This is a genomic window from Saccharomonospora sp. CUA-673 (assembly GCF_001942305.1).
Classification (GTDB): Bacteria; Actinomycetota; Actinomycetes; order Mycobacteriales; family Pseudonocardiaceae; genus Prauserella.
Window position 1 is genome coordinate 1 of record NZ_MKKE01000045.1, and the last position, 19,075, is coordinate 19,075.

Consider the following 19,075-nt stretch of genomic DNA (forward strand, 5'->3'; position numbering starts at 1 on the left):
CCGGCGTCGCTCACTCATCGTCGTCGAGTCCTCCTGCGCCCATCATCGGGCATCGGACTCTCACAACAACCGGACCACCACCCGGGGATCAGGTCAGCCCGGCATCACCGTCGTCGGACCGAAGCGGTAACGGTGATTCGCACGGTCGCGCAACGTGAAACCCGTCATCCGCACCGGAACCCGCGACACGTTCCGGAACTTCACCCATTCCGCGTTCAACGCCGCATTGTGGCCCCGGTCCGGACCCGGCGGGTCGTAATTGACCCGGACGATCTGGATCCGTGACGCCGCATCCGCCGGCGGCGCCGTCACCAACCCCAACGCCAGCACCGACACGGCCAACAACACCACAGCGATCGAACCTCGCATGGCGAACCCTTCTGCTCGAACCAACAACAAGGAACCAACAACAACCCCGACCGGACAAAACAGACACAACCCCGACGTCGGCGACGAGACAACAGTGCAGACGTCGACCGGCGAAGGCAGAAACGAACCCGCGCCGGCGCGCAGAAAGAAGTACCCCGAATCAGCGAAACCACACGGTGTCAGCAACAAGTAGTGTCAACAAGCAATGTCGGAAACAAACATGTCGGAAACAAACACGGTGAACAGCAGAGCGGAAAAACAGCACACTTCTCGGATGTGTCCGTGGCGACAGCCGTGGTGTCGACCGGACCCCGCCGGTCGTTACAGCCGCACGCGTTCCCGGCCGCCCGAACACATCGCGTGACGAGGTCGTCTCCCACTGCTAGCGTGCAGCGGCGAGCCGGGCACCACATCGAATGGGGGATGGATGAGTCTGGACACGGCTGCCGACACCGCCGTCGCCGAGCTGACCAAACTCGCCGTATTGCAAGCGTGGGGGCTCGGCGGCAAAGCCGGCGCGCGCCTCAAGCAGCTGCTGACCCGCAAGAAGATCGACGACCAGGTCGACACCGACGAACTCGAACGACAGCTGCGCGCCGCCGTGGCCGCCGATCCCGAATGGTCCGCCGAGATCAGCGCCGTCCTCGCCGAGCTCGGCAGCGACCGGCCGGCACCGCGCTGCGAGCGGCTGCCCCGGCCCCTGCGCGACCGCCACGACGCGCTCGGCGCCATCGGCGACAGCGGCGTGTGGGTCGTCAGCGGCCGCCCCGGCATCGGGCGACGCACTCTCACCCTCGGCCTGGCCGAGCGGCGCGCCGAACAGTTCCACGGCGGCAGCCTCGCCGTCGACCTGGACGAGCACCGCGGCGAGGACGGTGAACTCGTCGTCCGCGACGCCCAACGCCACATCCTCCGGCAATGCGGCATCCCCGCCGCCGACCAGGCCACGACCGCCGCGGACGTCGACACGCAGTACCGCACCGAACTGGCCCACCGGCGCATGCTGCTCATCGTGCACAACGTCGCCGGCGCCGCCGAACTGGCGCCGTTCGAACCGGCCACCCGCAGCGCCCTGCTCATCGCCACCACGACCACGCCCACCGACGACCTCGTCGTCCGCTACGGCCACCGCAACGTCATCCACCTCGACGGGCTCGACGAGGACGGCGCGCGAGAGCTGCTCGCCGACGTGTGCGATCCGGCGCTCCTCGCCGCCGAACCCGAGGCGGCGGACGAACTCGTCGAACTCTGCGACCGGCGGCCCGACGCCCTCGGCTATGCCGGCGCGCGCCTCCGCCGCTCTCGCGGCACGGCCACGCCCGTCGCCGCGCTCGTGCGCCGACTACGCGACCGGGGCGTCACCGACGCGTTGCAGATGGCCTCCGACGCGGTCGACGAGTACCTCGGCGGTCTGTCCGAACGCGACGCCGCCGACGTCCGGCTGCTCGCCACGCACCCCGGCCGCGACCTCGACGCCGACACGGCGAGCGCACTGCTCGGCCACGACGCCACCGACATCCTCGCCGACCTCGGCGACGCGGGCCTGCTCACCACCATCGACAACGGCGACAACGGCGACGGCAACGGTAGCGACAGCGCCGGCCGCGATCCGCGCGTTCGCCTCCACCACGACGTCCGCGACCTCGTACTGCACCGCGAGGGCGACGATGCCGCGGTGGACGAGGCGTTCGCCCGGACCCTGCGGTATTTCCGCGACTGCGCCGTGCACGCCGACCTCGACACCGACGTCGACCCCAAGGCAGGCCGGCTCCGCGTCTACCCCGAGGGCTGGGGCGAGCGGCCGCGGGGCGGCGAACCGTTGCTGCCCTACCTCGACCGGCGCCGGCACATCCTGCTCGAACTCGCCCGGCAGGGACGTGACCGCGGGTACGCGACCGAGGTGTGCCAGCTCGGCGGAGCCCTCGAGGTGCTGGCGACGACACGCGGGATGTACGAGTGGTACATCCAGCTCGGCGAAGCGTGCTGCCCGCCGCCGAACAGCTCGGCGACCCGGCGATGCTCGCCCGCGCGCACGCGATGCAGGGCCGCAGCTACTACCTCGCGGGCCTGACCGACCGGGCGAAACCCCACCTCGACGAGGCCGACCGCCAGTTCGCGGCGATCCCCGACCGGTGGCGGCTCCGGTCGTCGCTGTTCGAGTTCTGGGGCCGATACCACCAGATCCGGGGCCGGCTCGACCTTGCCGCCGGACAGCTGCACCAGGCGGTCCGCATCGACCGCGAGCACGGCGACCACCGGGCGCTGCTCATCCACGCGCGCATGCTCGCGGCCGTGCTGTCCGAGGCGGGTCGGCCGGCCGAGGCGTGGCCGCTGCTCGACGAGGCCGCCGCGGTCCCGCGCGCCGACGCCCGCAACCTCGCCCGCGTCCACATGGTGCGCGGCTGGACCGCGCTGCGTGCCGGCTACCCGGCCGACGCGACGTACTGGGCCGGCGTCGCCCACGCGGCACTCGGTGATCCCGGCACCACCGCCTACGGACGCGAACTGTCCGAACTCCGCGCGGAGATCGCCACCGTCACCGGCCCCGCCGACCACGCCGCGGGCCTGTGGGCGGGGCTGGCACACGAGGCTATGACGAACAATCACCCGAAGGCGGCGTGGTACATCCAGCGCTCCGAACAGTGTCGACGCTGACCACGACCCGCCGATCGCCGACGAACAGCAGCTCCCGCTCGCGCAGCTCGCCGCGGGTGGTGCGCACGACGTGCACCAAGGACGCCGCCAGCAGTGGATCGACCGGCTCGTCCAGTGTCAGCACCACCGGCGCGTGACCCCGCGCGTACACCGTGCACGAACGCGCACCGGTCACCGCCGCGACGAGCCGAGCGCTCGGCCACGTCGCCAACGCCCGCGCCGCACGGTCGGCCGGATCGGGGCCATCCGGCAGATACAGGATCGTCGCCGCATCCACTTCGGACATCCGGGCCCGTTCGGGATCGGCTGTGCGGTGCCAGTGATCCAACCCCGCCGAACCCGCCGACGAGTCGCCCGGGGACGGGAATCGTGACACCGCAACCCCGTCCCCGGTCACGACAGCGCCGACGCGCAGTGCCGCGGGATGTGATGGTTCGGGATCCGGACAGGGAACCGGATCCGCCTCGACCGGATCGTCCGGTTCGGACAGTCCCAGCACGGAGTACAGCAACGACCGGATCCGCGGCATCGAGGAGCCCGGCCCGTCGACGGTCCTGTCGACAAGTCCACGGAACCGGCCGGGATCGTAGGCCGCGCGGGCGTCGTCGACCTGGGGACGCAACGGCGCGGCCGGATCGAGACGCGGCGCCGTCGCCGCCAGCTCCGCGGCCGCCGACCCCGCGGCCACCGTGCTCGTTCCCCCGGCGGCCAGCAGCATCGGGGTGTCCGCCGCGGCCGCGTACACGCTGAGACTGCCCAGGTCCGACACCACCACGTCGGCGGCGGCGAGCGCGGCCCGCCACCCCTCGTGCTCGGACACGAGCCACAGCCCACCCCGGCGCGCCGCGTCAACCACGCCCGCAACTGCCACGGCCCGTGCGCCCACACCCCCGTGTGCAGCGACATCACCAGGCGATACTCGTCGACGGGCAACTCGGCCAGCAGACGTTCGGGCAGGCTCGGATCGGTGCCGAACAACGACTCCGGTCCCCACGTCGACGCGACGAACACCAGCGTCCGGTCACCGGCCTCGACCGCCCGGCGATACCGGCCGATGCGGTGAGTGCTGGCGAGGATCCGGTCGAGGCAGGGATCGCCCACCACGTGACCACGGTCGGCGACGGATCCGCACCGCCGGCGCAGCTCGTCGCGCTCTGCCGGATGTGGCAACGCGACCGCCGCCGGCACCGGGGCGTCCGGGCGCAGGAACCGGCGGCGCAGCAGCCGCCGCGGATCCATGCCCGCGACCGTGTCGGTGCCGGGGTAGTACTTCTGATGGCCGAGTCCGTGCGGCAGCAGCACCACCGGAGCGCGGAGCCGGTGCAGGTCGTCGTTCTCGCTCGCGGCCACGGCGAGGGCGAACCGGCGGCGGGTGGCCACCCGCCACGGGATCACCGGTAGCCCCCACGATTCCAGCAGCGCCGGCAGTCCCGCGCCGAACACGGCCGCCCGCCGGTCGTCGTAGGTGAACACCGTCTGCACCCGGTGATCCGAGGCGAGGAGTGGCAGCACGTCGAGCAGGCGCATCAGACACGTGCCGGTGCGGACGACGACCAGCACCGTGCGGTCGGCGTCGTTGGTGCGCCACCGCCTCAGTTGCGGTGCGACGGCGAGCCGACCGACTTCGGAACGGGGGGGGGGTTGCGTTCCGGGCGGCATCCGGGTTCGGGACGGCATCGACGCGGGTCAGCGCCCCGCAGCCAGATCCGCGGCCAGATCCGCGACCGCGGTCACGAGTGCGTCCACCTCGGATTCCGTGGTGTAGGGCGCGATCCCGGCGCGCACCGCACCCGTGTCGCCGAGTCCGAGCCGGCGGGAGCATTCGAGCGCGTAGAACGTGCCGGCCGGTGCGTTGATCCCCCGCTCGGCCAGCGCCGCGTAGACCTCGGCGGGGGAGCGGCCGTCCACGGTGAACAGCACGGTCGGCGTGCGATGACGCTGCCGTGCGCCGTACAGCGTGACGCCCGGAGTCGCGGCGAGACCGTCCTCGAGGCGTTCGGCGAGGGCGTCCTCGCGTGCGGCCAGCGCGGTCAGCGACGCCTCCAGCCGGGGCCGCCGATCCGCCTCCGTGCCCGAGGCGTCACCCGCGAGGTCGGCGAGGAAGTCGACGGCCGCGGTCGTGCCCGCGAGCAGCTCGTAGGGCAGCGTGCCCAGTTCGAACCGCTCGGGAACGACGTTCGTGGAGGGCGCGAGCTTGTCCGGGGTCAACGTTTCCCACAGCGCCGGGTCGGCCGCCACGAGGCCGAGGTGCGGACCGAAGAACTTGTACGGCGAGCAGGCGTAGAAGTCGGCGCCCAGTGCCGAGGCGTCGACCGCGGCGTGCGGCGTGAGATGCACGCCGTCGACATAGGACAGTGCGCCCGCCTCGCGGGCGGCCGCCGTGATCGCCGGAACGTCGGGCCGCGTGCCGAGCAGGTTCGACGCCGCAGTCACGGCCACCACCCGGGTGCGTTCGGACAGCAGGTCCGTCACCGCCGCGACGTCCAGCTCACCGGTCGTCGCGTCGAACTCCGCCCACCGCACGCGCGCGCCCCGCGCCTCGGCCGCCTGCACCCACGGCCGGATGTTGGCGTCGTGGTCCAGCGAGGTCACCACGACCTCGTCGCCGGGACCCCAGTCCTTGGCGAGCGTGCGGGAGATGTCGTAGGTCAGCTGCGTCATGCTGCGACCGAACACGATGCCGTCGGCGGCGCCGCCCACGAGATCCGCCGCCGCCCGCCGCGCTGCACCGACGATCCACTCGGCGCGCCGTTCGGCCGCGGTGTGCACGCCGCGGTTGGCCACGGCACTGCGCAGCGTGTCGGCGACCGCCGCGGCGACCCGCTCGGGGACCTGCGCACCACCCGGACCGTCGAAATGCGCCGCCCCCTCGGCGAGCGCGGGGAACTGCGAGCGGAGCTGGGAGACGTCGAATGCGGCCATGCCCCCGAGTATGGATCAAACCGCGAACACGAGACCGCCCCCGCGGCGACCTTTCCGAAGTCGCGCGGGGGCGGCGGGTGAGATGCCTACGAGGGCCTCGTTCTCGTCAGTGCGCGGTCGCCTTCTCGCGCCGGCACCGGTGAGCGCGCGGACCTCCATCTCCTTGTGCTTGTCCTCGAGGTGTTCCTTCGACGTCAGCGAACCGATGATGCCGAGCAGGAACGACAGCGGGATCGACACGATGCCCGGGTTGGACAACGGGAAGAGCGCGAAGTCCGCACCCGGGATCATGGCGTCCTCGCTGCCCGACACGGCCGGCGAGAAGATGATCAGGATGACGGTGGCGGACAGACCACCGTAGATCGACCACAACGCGCCGCGGGTGTTGAACCGCTTCCAGAACAGCGAGTACAGGATCGTCGGCAGGTTCGCCGACGCCGCGACCGCGAACGCGAGCGCCACGAGGAACGCCACGTTCTGATCCTTGGCGAGGATGCCGCCGACGATCGCGACCGCACCGATCACGCACGCGGTGATCCGGGCGACCTTCACCTCGGCGTTCTTGCCGTCGACCTTGCCCCTCTTGATCACGTTGGCGTAGACGTCGTGCGCGAACGACGCCGACGCGTGATCGTCAGGCCCGCCACGACCGCGAGGATCGTCGCGAACGCCACGGCCGCGATGAACCCGAGCAGTAGTGGTCCACCGAGTGTCTGGGCCAGCAGCGGAGCCGCCGCGTTCTGCCCGCCCGGTGCCGACAGGATGGCGTCCTTGCCGACGATCGCCGCCGCGCCGTACCCGAGGATCAGGGTGAACAGGTAGAACAGGCCGATCAGGGCGATGGCCCACACCACGGAGCGACGCGCTTCCTTCGACGTCGGCACCGTGTAGAAGCGCATCAGCACGTGCGGCAGACCCGCCGTACCGAGCACCAGCGCGATACCGAGCGACAGGAAGTCCAGCTGCGAGATGCTCGAGCCGCCGTACTGCTCACCCGGGTTCAGCAGTGCGTCGTTGCCGCCCGCCGATTCCGAGGCCGAGCCGAGGAGCTCGGAGAGGTTGAGTCCGTACTTGCCCAGCACCCACGCCGACATCACGGCGGTACCGGCGATCAGCAGGCCCGCCTTGATGATCTGCACCCAGGTGGTGCCCTTCATGCCGCCCACGAGGACGTACACGATCATCACGGCACCGACGATGGCGATGACGATGCCCTGGCCGACGTCGCCCTCGATACCGAGCAGCAGCGACACCAGGCCGCCGGCACCCGCCATCTGCGCGAGCAGGTAGAAGAACGACACGGCCAGCGTCGAGGTGGCGGCGGCCGCCCGCACCGGACGCTGCCGCATCCGGAACGCGAGGACGTCGCCCATCGTGAACTTGCCCGTGTTGCGCAGCAGCTCGGCCACCAGCAGCAGCGCCACCAGCCAGGCGACGAGGAACCCGATCGAGTACAGGAACCCGTCGTAGCCGTAGACGGCGATGGCACCGGCGATACCGAGGAACGACGCGGCCGACAGGTAGTCACCCGCGATGGCCGTGCCGTTCTGCGGTCCGGAGAACGACCGGCCCGCGGCGTAGTAGTCGGCCGCGGTCTTCGTGTTCCGCGAGGCGCGGAAGACGACGATCATCGTGACGATGACGAACGCCGTGAAGACGGCCATGTTGAGCAGCGGGTTGCCGCCCTCGATACTTCCCTGGGCAAGCGTCATCGCTTCTCACCACCTTCGACCTCGTCCCGGATGCGCTCGGCGATCGGGTCCAGCTTCCGGTTCGCGTACCGCACGTAGACGCCGGTGATCACGAACGTCGAGACGAACTGCAGGAGCCCCAGGACCAGGCCCAGGTTGATGTTGCCGACGACCTTGATCGACATGAAGTCGTGGGCGTAGTCGGCCAGCAGGACGTACGTCAGATACCAGGTGAGGAACAACGCGGTCATCGGGAAGACGAAGTTCCGGAGCCGCTTGCGCAGCCGTTGGAACTCCTCACTGCCGTGGACCGCGGCCCACGTTTCCGCCTCAGGGGGCTGAGGCTCGGTGGAATTCACGGTGACCTCCTTGTCACGGTGCACGCCTCTCGAAAAAGGCACGGGGAGTCTGTGCTGCGCGTCACCGTAAGGCTGCGCACCGGGTCGGAGAACTGGTCAGCGGCCCAAGCGGCGGGTGATGCGACGAACGGCCGACGAACGGCGCGCGGGCCACGACGAGTGGCCCAGGTCACGCGCTGTCGTCTTCGGTGGCTCCGTGGTGTGCCGCGGCAGGAACGGCGACTGCCGGTGCTCGGGCAGGTGCAGGCGCAGCATCGCGGCCGCCGCCCACGGCGCGGGCCGGCCCGCGTACGACACGGCGACCATCGTCAGGAATGCCACGGGCACCGACCACGGCGCGGGCTGGGCGACGAGGATCGCGACCCAGCCGTGGAGCGCGGGGCCGGCGATGCTGACGAGGAACGAGCCGACGCTGGCCAGCAGTCCCGCGGCCACACCGGCGAGCGCGCCGGCCGCGGTCAGTCCTCGCCACCAGATGCCCAGCACGAGTAGTGGGCAGAACGTGGACGCGGCGACGGTGAACCCCCACGTGACGAGCGTGCCCGCGTCGATCCCCGCGGCCGGCAGCGCCAGCAGCACGACCACCCCCGCAGCGCCGAGTACCGCCAGGCGCAGTTGTCGCAGTCCGCCCGGGACGAGGTCGTGCGAGATCGCGCCGGCCACGACCAGCAGCAGACCCAGTGAGGTCGCCAGGAACGCGGCGAAGGCGCCCGCGGTGAGCAGTCCCGTGAACACGGTTCCGGTACTGCCGGCATCGACCTGGGCGGGCAGGGCGACGACGGCGCTGTCGGTGGCGCCGGTGAGATACAGATGGGGCACGAGCACTCTGCCGAGCACGCCGTAGATACCGGGGAACAGGTAGAAGATGCTCAGCAACGCCACCGTCAACGCGGCGGTGCGGCGCGCGGCCCGGCCGTCCGGGCTCGTGTGGAACCGCATGATCACGTGCGGCAGGCCCATCGTCCCCAGCATCGTCGCGATCAACACGGCCCACGTGCCGAGCAGTGGGAACCCGGCGTCGTGGAAGTCGAGCAGCGGGCGTTGCCACCCGTCGGCGCCGGGCACCGCCTCACCCTGCACCTGTGGCACCCGGGTGCCGTCGGCGAACGTGACCGTCGTGCCGGGCGGCACCTCCCACGCGCCGGGTTCCAGCTCCCGCACGTCCGCACCGCCCGGGCCGCCCCGGTCCTCGACGACCTCGGTGCCGGGCGGCACGTCGAGCGTCGCGCCGACGCGGAACGTCACGGTCGTGTCCTCGCGGAAGTGCGTGAACTCGGCCGGCTGGACCGCCTCGCCGCGGATCTCCGGGCCCGCCTGGATGAGCAGCCACATCGCCGGCACGATGAACAGCACCAGCTTCAGCACGAACTGGAACGCCTGCACGTACGTCGCCGCCCGCATGCCGCCGAGCGCCAGCGTGGCGCTCACGACGGCGCCGGCCAGCACCACACCGACCCAGTACGGCGTCTCGGTGACGACGCTGAGCACGAGACCGGCCGTGCGGAACTGGGGGACCAGGTACAGCACGCCGATGACGAGGACGACGACCGCGGCGAGCTTGCGCAGCGCGGCCGAACCCAGCCGCGCCTCGGCGAAGTCGGGCACGGTCAGCGCGCCCGAACGGCGCATCGGCGCCGCCACGAGTGCGAGCATCGCGATGTAGCCGGCGGTGAACCCGACCGGGTACCACAGCGAGCCGACGCCGTCCTTGACCACGAGCCCCGCGACGCCGAGGAACGAGGCGGCCGACAGGTACTCGCCGGACACGGCCGCGGAGTTGAGCAGCGGCGACACCCGGCGCGAGGCGACGAGGAAGTCGGAGGTCGTGCGCATCGCCGCGACCCCGCGCAGGCCGATCAGCATCGTCACCAGCACGACCGGCGCGATCGCGAACGCGACGATCACGGGCGGCCCCCGCCTGCGGCCGGATCGCCCGAGGAGGTGCCGGTGTCGGGGGAGCCGTCGGCGCCGCCGACACCGTCGGAACCATCGGTTCCGGCATGCGGTGCGGTGTCGGCGTAGAGCTGGTCCTCGATGCGCTCGGCGCGGCGCAGGTGCCAGAACGCGAGCGCGACCATCGCCGGGAACGGGATGAGCACGATCGCCAACCACGACACCGGAACGCCTGCCATCCGTACCTCGTCGAGCACGGGCAGCAGAGCGAGCGCCAGCGGAAGTCCGAGGATGAGCACGCCCAACGCCGCGAGTGCGGTCACGGCCCGGCGCCGCCCGCCCCGGTAGAGCGCGATCGCGCGCGGCACCTCGGCCGGATCGAGCGTCGCGGGCCGCCACGGCGCACGGTAGCGCTTACGTGCGTGCGCGAGCCGTGTCTGCGGGCTGGTGACGGCGACCCGGCGACCCGTCATGTCGGCCGCTCGAGCTCACCCTGCTGGGCGGCCTCCAGCAGGCGTTGCCGAAGCTGCCGGGCGTGCCGCCTGCTCACCGGCACGTCGCCGACGTCGGTGTGGGCCAGCAGCCCGCCGACCGAGTCGCTGCGCAGCTCGCGGACCGCGGCGAGTGCGACGAGGAACCCGCGGTGGGTGCGCAGGAAGCCGGCGCCCTCCCAGTACTCCTCGAGTCGCGAGATTGGCATCCGCACCAGGTGCACCCCGGACGGCGTGTGCAGCCGGACGTAGTCGCCGTGCGCCTCGACGAACCGCACCTCGCCGCGCTGCACGTAGCGGGTGCGTCCGCCCACCTCGACCGGTAGCGCCGCCATCGAGTTGGACACCCGGGCGTCCGGGATCCGCGGTTCGGCGGGCCGGGCCGGCTGTCCCGGATGGCCGGTGCCGGCGGGACCGCCGGGAGCCCCGGACGCGGTCGCGTGCACGGCGGAGTCCTCGGAGGCGGCCGCACGGGCAACCCGGGTCAGCGTCTCGGCGAGCCGTTCGGCCCGCACCGGCTTGAGCAGGTAGTCCACCGCGCCGATCCCGAACGCGGCGACGGCGTGCTGGTCGTAGGCCGTCACGTACACGATCACCGGCGGCGCGGCGAGTTTGCGCAACAGGTCGCCCAGTTCGAGCCCGTCGAGGCCCGGCATCGCGATGTCGAGGAATACCGCGTCGTACTCGCCCTCGCGGATCGACTTCAGCGCCGCGAGCGGATTACCCGCCGCCGTCACCGACGCCACCTCGGGCGCCTCGCGCAGCAGGCTGCACAGGTCGTCGAGCGCCGCGGGCACGTCGTCGACCGCCAGCACCCGCAGCCCCGTCGCCGCGGTGGCGAGGGGGTGTGGATTCTCCTGCACCGTCATGGCACGACCCCCGGTTGGAATCGCGGAACGCGCGCCACCACCCGGGTGCCCGCGTCCTCTGCCGTCTCGATCACGAGCCCGAACCACGGCCCGTACACGTTGCGCAACCTCCGGTCCACATTGGCCAGTCCCATTCCGCCTGCCTCCGCGTCGCCGGCCAGGAGCCGTTGGGCGACGGCGGGATCCATGCCCGCGCCGTCGTCCTCGACGCTGATGACGCAGTCCGACCCCTCCGCCTCGCCGAGCACCTGCACGGTGCCGCCCTCGGTGCGGTGCTCGATGCCGTGCCGCACCGCGTTCTCCACGAGCGGCTGCAGCACCAGATAGGGGATCGCCACGGCCAGCACCTCCGGCGCCACCCGCACCTGCACCTTCAACCGGTCGCCGAGCACCGCGCGCTGCAACGCCAGGTACGTCTCGATCGCGTGGAACTCGTCGGCCACCGTCGTGTACTCGCCGTGGCTGGCGAGGCTGTAGCGGATGTAGTCGGCGAAATCGAGCAGCAGCTCCCGCGAACGTGCCGGGTCCGGTCGGACGAGCCCGGCGACGACGGTGAGCGCGTTGTAGACGAAGTGGGGCGAGATCTCGGCGCGCAGCGCGCGCAGCTCCGCCTCGGCCGCCTCCGCCGCCGACGCCTCCAACCTCCCCCGTTCGAGTGCCCCCACGAGCAGGGCCGTGACCTCACGCAGCGCCGAGAGTCGGGTCGTGCCCGCCACCACCAGCACCCCGGCCAGCTCGTCGTGCACGATGAGTGGTTCGGCCACGACCTCCGCGCGGCGCCGGCGGCTCTCGGTGTGGAGCACGTCGTCGACCAGCGCGGTCGTGTCGACGTCGCGCGGGAGAGTGCCCGCGAGGGTGAGCCTGCCGGACAGATCGGCCAGCGCCACGCCCTCCGAGGCGAGCAGCCGCCGGATCGCCCTGGCGGCCGAGCGCACCCGCGGCCCGGTGAGCCCGTCGGCGAGGTCGTCCGCGACGTGCCGGGCGACCTCGAGGATCGCCGCCGGGTCGCGCAGGCGCCGCGACCAGACGATTCCCCGGTGGGAACCCTCCTGCGCGGGGACGGACATGCGTACTCCCGGATGCACCCGACAACATCGTCCGCCGGTGGGGGCGGCCGGGCCGCTCGGCGGCCGCGTTCACACCGACGGTGTGAATCTAGTCGCCCGGGCCGGGCAGCGGGAAGGGCACGTGCCCCGCGAGTCCCGTGCCGGAAGGCGGCTGCGGTCGCTCGGGGCCGGGCTGCGTTTCGCACGGGGGTCGGTCGGATCGGGCGGAACCGCGCGCACGTGCGAGAACCCGTCGAAGTCGAAGGCCCGGGGGACTGTCCGCGGCGGCCCGGTTGATCCATAATAGGAGGCGGGTGATGCCGTATGGGTCTTCGGGACGACGAACGGCGAGCTCTCGCCGACATCGAACGCCGGCTGGGCGAGGAGGATCCGCAACTTGCCCAGCGCCTGGCCACACTGCGCCCCGGTACGTCGCGCCTGATCTGGACGGCGCTGGCATTCCTCGGCCTGTTCATCGGCGGAGGCGTGCTCGTCGCTGTCGGCGCCGGTGCCGACGCTCCGGTCGTCATGGTCCTCGGCGTGATCGTGGCCGCGGGAATTCCGACCTTCCTCATCTGGCGCCGCTGGCTCCGCAAACTCGGCGGCCCCAGCGAGCCGGAACCCGACCCCGATCCCGGCACCGGGAACGGCACGGGAAACGGCCCCGGAAACGGCACGGGGCGCGAATCGGACGGACGCTGACGCGCTGGGCGCGGCGGTGTCGGCGCGCCGTGCTCACGGCCGGTGAGGGGCGGCCCGGCCTTCGCGGGTCCGCTCGCATAGACTCGGGCTCCGGTTCCCCACGTTCACCTGCGGTGGACACCGGCGAACCCCCGAACCACGCGTACGCCCGCGCGCTCTGCTCGCCCCGGCGGGTTCCGGCGCGCACCGGTGCGTACGCGACACGAGTACACAGTCCGTAACACCTGTCCGCCTAGGAGAAAACGTTGAAGAGCACCGTCGAGCAGCTGAGCCCGACGCGCGTGAAGATCAATGTCGAGGTGCCGTTCGACGAGCTCAAACCGAACTTCGACCGCGCCTACCAGAAGATCGCTCAGCAGGTCCGGATCCCCGGCTTCCGTCCGGGCAAGGCCCCCGCGCCCGTCCTTGAGAGCCGGATCGGCCGCGCTCCGGTGCTCGACGAGGTCGTCAACGAGGCCATCCCCGCCAAGTACATGGAGGCCGTGCAGAGCGGCGACGTCCGCACCCTCGGCCAGCCCGACTTCGAGATCACCAAGCTCGAGGACAAGGACGTGCTGGAGTTCACGGCCGAGGTCGACGTCCGCCCCGAGATCACGATCCCGGAGCTGGACGACCTCGCGGTGAGCGTGGCCGACATCGAGCTCACCGACGAGGAGGTGCAGGGCGAGCTCGACAACCTGCGCGCCCGCTTCGGCACCCTCACCGGCGTCGAGCGTCCCGCCCAGAACGGCGACTTCACCTCCATCGACCTGTCCGCGACGGTCGACGGCGAGGAGGTCCCCGGTGCGTCCACGGAGGGGCTGTCCTACGAGATCGGCTCCGGTCAGCTGATCGACGGCATCGACGAGGCCCTCATCGGCCTGTCCGAGGGTGAGACGGCGACCTTCACCACGCAGCTCGTCGCCGGCGAGTACGCGGGCAAGGACGCCGAGGTCACGGTCACGCTCGGCAGCGTCAAGGAGCGCGAGCTGCCCGAGGCCGACGACGAGTTCGCCCAGATGGCCAGCGAGTTCGACACGATCGACGAGCTCACTTCCAGCCTGCGCGAGCGGCTCACCGGCTCCAAGCGCATGCAGCAGGGCGTCGAGGCGCGCGACAAGGTCCTCGAGCAGCTGCTCGAGCGCATCGACGTGCCGGTGCCGGAGAAGGTCCTGCAGGGCGAGATCGACAACGCCAAGCACGACGCGATCCACCCGTACGACCACGACGAAGAGGCCTACAAGAAGGCGCTCGAGGCCGAGGGTCGCGACCCGCAGGAGTGGGAGGACGAGGTCCGCACCGAGGCCGAGAAGTCGGTTCGCACCCAGCTGCTGCTCGACACCATCGCCGACGAGCGTGAGGTGCAGGTCGGCGACCAGGAGCTCACCGAGCGGATCATCTACCAGGCCCAGCGCTTCGGTGTCAGCCCGGACGAGTACATCCAGCGGGCCCAGCAGTCCGGCCAGCTCGGCGCCATCTTCGCCGACGTGCGCCGCGGCAAGGCGCTCGCGACGATCGTGCGCGGTGCCACCGTCACCGACGAGTCCGGCGAGGCGCTCGACCTGACCGAGCTGTTCGGACCGGACGAGGACCAGGCCGAGACCGCCGAGACCGACACGGTCGAGGCGGCTGACGAGGCCGCAGAGGCCGCAGAGGCCGCCGGGGCCGCCGAGGCCGAGGAGACCACCGAGGCGGAGTCTGGGTCGTCCTCGGACAAGTGATTTCTCATGCTCTGAGCGAACTCGGGCGGCGTCAGGCATTCTGCGCCGCCCGAGTTCGTTAGGGTCGGATACAAGATCTGAGACTTCGAAAAAAGGCAGGCAGACGTGACGCAGCACATGCCCGAGGGGCGCACCAGCACCGCGGGACTGAACCTGACCGACTCCGTGTACGAGCGGCTGCTCCAGGAACGCATCGTGGTGCTGGGTTCCGAGGTCAACGACGAGGTCGCCAACCGCATCACCGCGCAGTTGCTGTTGCTGTCGGCGGAGGACTCGCAGTCCGACATCCGCTTCTACATCAACTCGCCGGGCGGCTCGGTCACGGCCGGTTTCGCCATCTACGACACGATGCAGCTCATCGAGCCGGACGTGGCGACGTACGCGATGGGAATGGCGGCCTCCATGGGCCAGTTCCTCCTGTCGTCGGGCACGCCGGGCAAGCGCTACGCGCTCGAGCACGCGCGCATCCTGATGCACCAGCCGTCGGCGGGCGTCGGCGGTACCGCGTCGGACATCGCCATCCAGGCCGAGGTCTTCGGCAAGTGGAAGCAGGAGCTGGCGCGCATCACGGCCGAGCAGACCGGGCAGACGGTCGAGCAGATCCTGGCCGACGGTGACCGCGACCGTTGGTTCACCGCGCAGGAAGCCCACGAGTACGGCTTCGTCGACCAGGTGCTGACGCGCGAGAACCCCGCGCCGGGCTCGAACTCGAACTGACCGGGACCCGAGAAGGAGACCATCGATGAGCAACTTCCAGCTTCCTCAGTCCCGGTACGTGATGCCCTCCTACGTGGAGCGCACCAGCTACGGGATCAAGGAGTCCAACCCGTACAACAAGCTCTACGAAGAGCGCCAGATCATGCTCGGCGTGCAGGTGGACGACGCCTCCGCCAACGACGTGATGGCCCAGCTGCTCCACCTCGAGCACGAGGACCCGGACCGCGACATCATGATCTACATCAACTCGCCGGGCGGTTCGTTCACGGCGTTGATGGCGATCTACGACACGATGCAGTTCGTCCGGCCGGACATCGCGACGGTGTGCCTCGGCCAGGCCGCCTCGGCCGCGGCCGTGCTGCTGGCCGCCGGCACCAAGGGCAAGCGCTACGCACTGCCCAACGCCCGGGTGCTGATCCACCAGCCCGCCACGGAAGGCACCTACGGTCAGGTGTCCGACCTGGAGATCCAGGCCAACGAGATCCAGCGCATCCGGCGGCTCATGGAGTCGACGCTGGCCCAGCACACCGACAAGACCGAGGACGAGGTCCGCAAGGACGTCGAGCGCGACAAGATCCTCACGGCCGCCGAGGCCAAGGAGTACGGGATCATCGACGAGGTGCTCCCGTACCGCAAGGGCACCGGAAAGTGATCATTCGCCCGCGGGCGGGAGCGTGTCGTCGACGGACATGCTCCCGCCCGGCGGGCTATCGTGTCGGGAAAGCCGTCCGAGTCGGGGCGGCAGGCTCCCATCGGTCCCGGGTGACGGGTACCGTCGAGAGCCAGCGCGTGCACGAACCCACGTGCAACTTGACAGCGCGTGCGCCTGTTCACTGTGTTCACCAGGCGGCACCGAGACGAGTCAGGTGCGCCTGACGCACCGGAGGGGACGAGGTCAACGGCCATGGCACGCATCGGCGAGGGCGGCGACCTGCTCAAGTGCTCGTTCTGCGGTAAGAGCCAAAAACAGGTGAAGAAGCTCATCGCCGGACCCGGGGTCTACATCTGCGATGAGTGCATCGATCTCTGCAACGAGATCATCGAGGAGGAACTGGCCGAGGCCGGCGACGTCAAGCTCGACGAACTGCCGAAGCCCACGGAGATCCACGAGTTCCTCGAGCAGTACATCATCGGCCAGGACGACGCGAAGCGCGCGCTGGCCGTGGCGGTGTACAACCACTACAAGCGCATCCAGTCGCAGGGCAAGTCCGGGCCGAAGGACTCGAAGGACGAGCCGGTGGAGCTCGCCAAGTCGAACATCCTGATGCTCGGCCCGACCGGCTGCGGCAAGACCTACCTCGCGCAGACGCTCGCGAAGATGCTGAACGTGCCGTTCGCCATCGCCGACGCGACCGCGTTGACCGAGGCCGGCTACGTGGGCGAGGACGTCGAGAACATCCTGCTCAAGCTCATCCAGGCCGCCGACTACGACGTCAAGCGCGCCGAGACGGGCATCATCTACATCGACGAGGTCGACAAGATCGCCCGCAAGTCCGAGAACCCGTCCATCACGCGTGACGTGTCGGGTGAGGGCGTGCAGCAGGCGCTGCTGAAGATCCTGGAGGGCACCACCGCGGCCGTGCCGCCGCAGGGCGGGCGCAAGCATCCGCACCAGGAGTTCATCCAGATCGACACGACGAACGTGCTGTTCATCGTCGCCGGCGCGTTCGCGGGCCTCGAGACGATCGTCAACGAGCGGGTCGGCAAGCGCGGCCTCGGTTTCGGTGCGGAGATCCGCACCAAGCAGGAGATCGAGCAGAGCGACGTCTTCAGCGAGACCATGCCCGAGGACCTGATCAAGTTCGGGCTGATCCCCGAGTTCATCGGCCGGGTTCCGGTGATGGCGAGCGTGACGAACCTCGACAAGCCGGCGCTCGTGCAGATCCTCACCGAGCCGCGCAACGCGCTGACGAAGCAGTACACGAAGCTGTTCGAGATGGACAACGTCGAGCTCGAGTTCACCGACACCGCGCTCGAGGCCATCGCCGATCAGGCGCTGCTGCGAGGCACCGGCGCCCGTGGCCTACGGGCGATCATGGAAGAGGTGCTGCAGCCGGTCATGTACGACATCCCCAGCCGCGAGGACGTGGCCAAGGTCGTCATCACCGAGCAGACGGTGCGGGAGAACGTGAACCCGACCATCGTGTCGCGGCAGCCGTCGAGGCGGCGCAGCGGTGAGCGTGGGGAGAAGTCCGCCTGATCCGGGCGGACCACCACACGTCGCAAATCATGATTTCGCAGGGACCGGCGGCCGCGCGGCGGTCGTCGGTGCCGCGGATGCCTGGGGACAGAGTGAGCGAATCCGGTGATGTGACCACCCGTCTCGTCGCAGCCTTGCGGCTGAGGCGGCCGAAGGTGCAGTGGACGATCGCGTCCGCGTTGATCGTGTTCATGCTCGTGTGCGTCGCCGCGACGATCACGCGGGCCTCCGTGTGGCCGCTGCTGCCGCTCGGGTCGTTCGTCCTGGCGGCGGTGGCGGCGTGGCGCGCGCGGGTGGCCTCCGACGACCGGCACGTGGTCGGCTGGACCAGCGCGGCGGCCGGTGGCATTGCGTTCGGTTTCTGGCTTCTGGGTATGATTAACCGGCTGTGGTGAACCCGGCCGCGCAAGAAACCACGAATGCGAGGTTTCGCTGCCGCGGAACCGGGATACACGCATCACGGCAGGCACTGCGTCAACGCGAAGAGGACCCCAGGCTGTGGCCAGCATCGCCGGTTCCGATGTGCGCGGATGCCTCGGCTTCGCCCATGAGGCGTTGTTCTATCGCGACACCCGCGCCTACCTCGACACCATCGTCCCGTTCGTCCGCGACGGCCTTGCCGCCGGTGAGCCGGTGGCGGTCGCGGTACCCGGTCCGCAGCTGACGACGCTGCGCGGTGCGCTCGGCGGCACCGACGCGGCGGCGGTGCACATGCTCGACATGACCGAGGTGGGCCGCAATCCGACCGGGATCATCGGTGGCGTGCTGCGCTCGTTCGCCGATCGGTACGAGGGCCGGGTCCGCCTCGTCGGTGAACCGATCTGGTCGGCCCGCACCAGCATCGAGTACCTCGCCGCGCTCGAGCACGAGGCGCTCATCAACGACGCGTTCGCCGGCCGGGACGCCACGATCCTGTGCCCCTACGACGTCAGCACGCTCGCGCCGTCCACGATCGCCGACGCCGCGGCCACGCACCCCGAGCTGATCGACGAACGGGGGCCGCATCCCAGCGACTCCTATGCACCCGGCGCCGTGGTCGCCGGCTGCAACCGGCCGTTGCCGGCGCCCGTGGACGTGGAGGCGTTCCGGTTCGACCTGGGCACCCTGAGCGAGGCGCGCCGGTTCGCGGCGAGCCGCGCCGAGGCGTGCGGACTGCGCGGCAACCGGATCGACGACGTCGCGGTCGCCGTGGGGGAGCTGAGCGCCAACAGCATCCAGCACGCGGGCGGTTCCGGCGTGCTGCGGGTGTGGCGCGAACACGACCCTGCCGTGGGCACCGATGCGCTCGTGTGCCAGGTCGACGACGCCGGACGGCACAGCAACCCGCTCGCGGGACGCGTGCCCGCCTCCCCGGACCAGCTCGGTGGACGAGGCCTGCTGCTGGTGAACCGGATCGCCGATCTGCTCCGCACCTACCGCGGGCCGGACCACACGGCGACCCGCATCTGGTTCCGCTGCTGA

18 protein-coding genes and 1 pseudogene are annotated in these 19,075 nt (G+C 70.7%); 10 read left to right on the top strand and 9 right to left on the bottom strand.

Features of this window, described 5'->3' with window-relative positions; translation table 11 throughout:
• Positions 1-93: 93 nt before the first annotated feature.
• Positions 94-369 (bottom strand): lamin tail domain-containing protein, encoded by a 276-nt coding sequence (locus BJF85_RS28115; RefSeq protein ID WP_075849537.1) that lies wholly within the window; start codon positions 367-369, stop codon positions 94-96.
• Positions 370-796: 427 nt separating this feature from the next.
• Here BJF85_RS28115 and BJF85_RS19505 point away from each other — a divergent pair, with 427 nt between their 5' ends.
• The gene (locus BJF85_RS19505) at positions 797-2,440 is read left to right on the top strand and encodes a hypothetical protein (protein WP_075849538.1); all 1,644 of its coding nucleotides are present in this window, start codon (positions 797-799) and stop codon (positions 2,438-2,440) included.
• Positions 2,350-3,024, top strand: coding sequence for a hypothetical protein (locus BJF85_RS19510; protein WP_075849539.1), 675 nt, complete (start codon positions 2,350-2,352; stop codon positions 3,022-3,024). The genes BJF85_RS19505 and BJF85_RS19510 overlap by 91 nt, the downstream gene beginning before the upstream one ends.
• Here the strand turns inward: BJF85_RS19510 and BJF85_RS19515 are convergent.
• On the bottom strand, positions 2,960-3,844 hold the full coding sequence (locus tag BJF85_RS19515; RefSeq protein ID WP_139320734.1) for a hypothetical protein: 885 nt from the start codon (positions 3,842-3,844) through the stop codon (positions 2,960-2,962). The genes BJF85_RS19510 and BJF85_RS19515 overlap by 65 nt on opposite strands.
• A 74-nt stretch (positions 3,845-3,918) precedes the next feature.
• Between BJF85_RS19515 and BJF85_RS19520 the strand changes: the two genes are divergently transcribed.
• A complete protein-coding gene (locus BJF85_RS19520) occupies positions 3,919-4,425 on the top strand; it encodes a hypothetical protein (protein WP_075849541.1) in 507 nt (168 codons plus the stop codon).
• Positions 4,426-4,710: 285 nt separating this feature from the next.
• On the opposite strand, the gene BJF85_RS19525 is transcribed toward BJF85_RS19520, so the two are convergent.
• The 7 genes and pseudogenes from BJF85_RS19525 to BJF85_RS19555 all read right to left on the bottom strand — a co-directional run bounded on the left by BJF85_RS19525 (position 4,711) and on the right by BJF85_RS19555 (position 12,316).
• Positions 4,711-5,946: a cysteine desulfurase-like protein gene (locus BJF85_RS19525; RefSeq protein ID WP_075849542.1), complete on the bottom strand. Its 1,236-nt coding sequence runs from the start codon at positions 5,944-5,946 to the stop codon at positions 4,711-4,713.
• 106 nt (positions 5,947-6,052) lie between these two features.
• A pseudogene (locus BJF85_RS19530) lies at positions 6,053-7,658 on the bottom strand (cation acetate symporter).
• Positions 7,655-7,996 (bottom strand): DUF485 domain-containing protein, encoded by a 342-nt coding sequence (locus tag BJF85_RS19535; RefSeq protein WP_075849555.1) that lies wholly within the window; start codon positions 7,994-7,996, stop codon positions 7,655-7,657. The pseudogene BJF85_RS19530 and the gene BJF85_RS19535 overlap by 4 nt, the downstream one beginning before the upstream one ends.
• 96 nt (positions 7,997-8,092) lie before the next feature.
• Positions 8,093-9,901 carry a cation acetate symporter gene (locus BJF85_RS19540; RefSeq protein WP_075849543.1) on the bottom strand — a complete coding sequence of 603 codons (1,809 nt, stop codon included), beginning with the start codon at positions 9,899-9,901 and terminating at the stop codon, positions 8,093-8,095.
• Positions 9,898-10,362, bottom strand: coding sequence for a hypothetical protein (locus BJF85_RS19545; RefSeq protein ID WP_075849544.1), 465 nt, complete (start codon positions 10,360-10,362; stop codon positions 9,898-9,900). Before BJF85_RS19545 ends, BJF85_RS19540 begins: the two co-directional genes overlap by 4 nt.
• Positions 10,359-11,249 carry a LytTR family DNA-binding domain-containing protein gene (locus BJF85_RS19550; protein WP_075849545.1) on the bottom strand — a complete coding sequence of 297 codons (891 nt, stop codon included), beginning with the start codon at positions 11,247-11,249 and terminating at the stop codon, positions 10,359-10,361. Before BJF85_RS19550 ends, BJF85_RS19545 begins: the two co-directional genes overlap by 4 nt.
• The gene (locus BJF85_RS19555; protein ID WP_083666550.1) at positions 11,246-12,316 is read right to left on the bottom strand and encodes a sensor histidine kinase; all 1,071 of its coding nucleotides are present in this window, start codon (positions 12,314-12,316) and stop codon (positions 11,246-11,248) included. Before BJF85_RS19555 ends, BJF85_RS19550 begins: the two co-directional genes overlap by 4 nt.
• Positions 12,317-12,619: 303 nt before the next feature.
• Between BJF85_RS19555 and BJF85_RS19560 the strand changes: the two genes are divergently transcribed.
• The 7 genes from BJF85_RS19560 to BJF85_RS19590 all read left to right on the top strand — a co-directional run bounded on the left by BJF85_RS19560 (position 12,620) and on the right by BJF85_RS19590 (position 19,075).
• Positions 12,620-12,997 carry a DUF3040 domain-containing protein gene (locus BJF85_RS19560; protein ID WP_075849546.1) on the top strand — a complete coding sequence of 126 codons (378 nt, stop codon included), beginning with the start codon at positions 12,620-12,622 and terminating at the stop codon, positions 12,995-12,997.
• A gap of 245 nt (positions 12,998-13,242) precedes the next feature.
• The gene (gene tig / locus BJF85_RS19565; protein WP_075849547.1) at positions 13,243-14,697 is read left to right on the top strand and encodes a trigger factor; all 1,455 of its coding nucleotides are present in this window, start codon (positions 13,243-13,245) and stop codon (positions 14,695-14,697) included.
• 105 nt (positions 14,698-14,802) lie between these two features.
• Positions 14,803-15,414, top strand: coding sequence for a ClpP family protease (locus tag BJF85_RS19570; RefSeq protein WP_075849548.1), 612 nt, complete (start codon positions 14,803-14,805; stop codon positions 15,412-15,414).
• A 25-nt stretch (positions 15,415-15,439) separates the two neighbouring features.
• Positions 15,440-16,066 (top strand): ATP-dependent Clp protease proteolytic subunit, encoded by a 627-nt coding sequence (locus BJF85_RS19575; protein ID WP_075849549.1) that lies wholly within the window; start codon positions 15,440-15,442, stop codon positions 16,064-16,066.
• A gap of 252 nt (positions 16,067-16,318) precedes the next feature.
• Positions 16,319-17,614 (top strand): ATP-dependent Clp protease ATP-binding subunit ClpX, encoded by a 1,296-nt coding sequence (gene clpX, locus BJF85_RS19580; RefSeq protein ID WP_075849550.1) that lies wholly within the window; start codon positions 16,319-16,321, stop codon positions 17,612-17,614.
• Positions 17,615-17,706: 92 nt separating this feature from the next.
• Positions 17,707-18,009: a hypothetical protein gene (locus BJF85_RS19585; protein ID WP_083666551.1), complete on the top strand. Its 303-nt coding sequence runs from the start codon at positions 17,707-17,709 to the stop codon at positions 18,007-18,009.
• Positions 18,010-18,112: 103 nt separating this feature from the next.
• Positions 18,113-19,075 (top strand): anti-sigma factor RsbA family regulatory protein, encoded by a 963-nt coding sequence (locus tag BJF85_RS19590; protein ID WP_255375787.1) that lies wholly within the window; start codon positions 18,113-18,115, stop codon positions 19,073-19,075.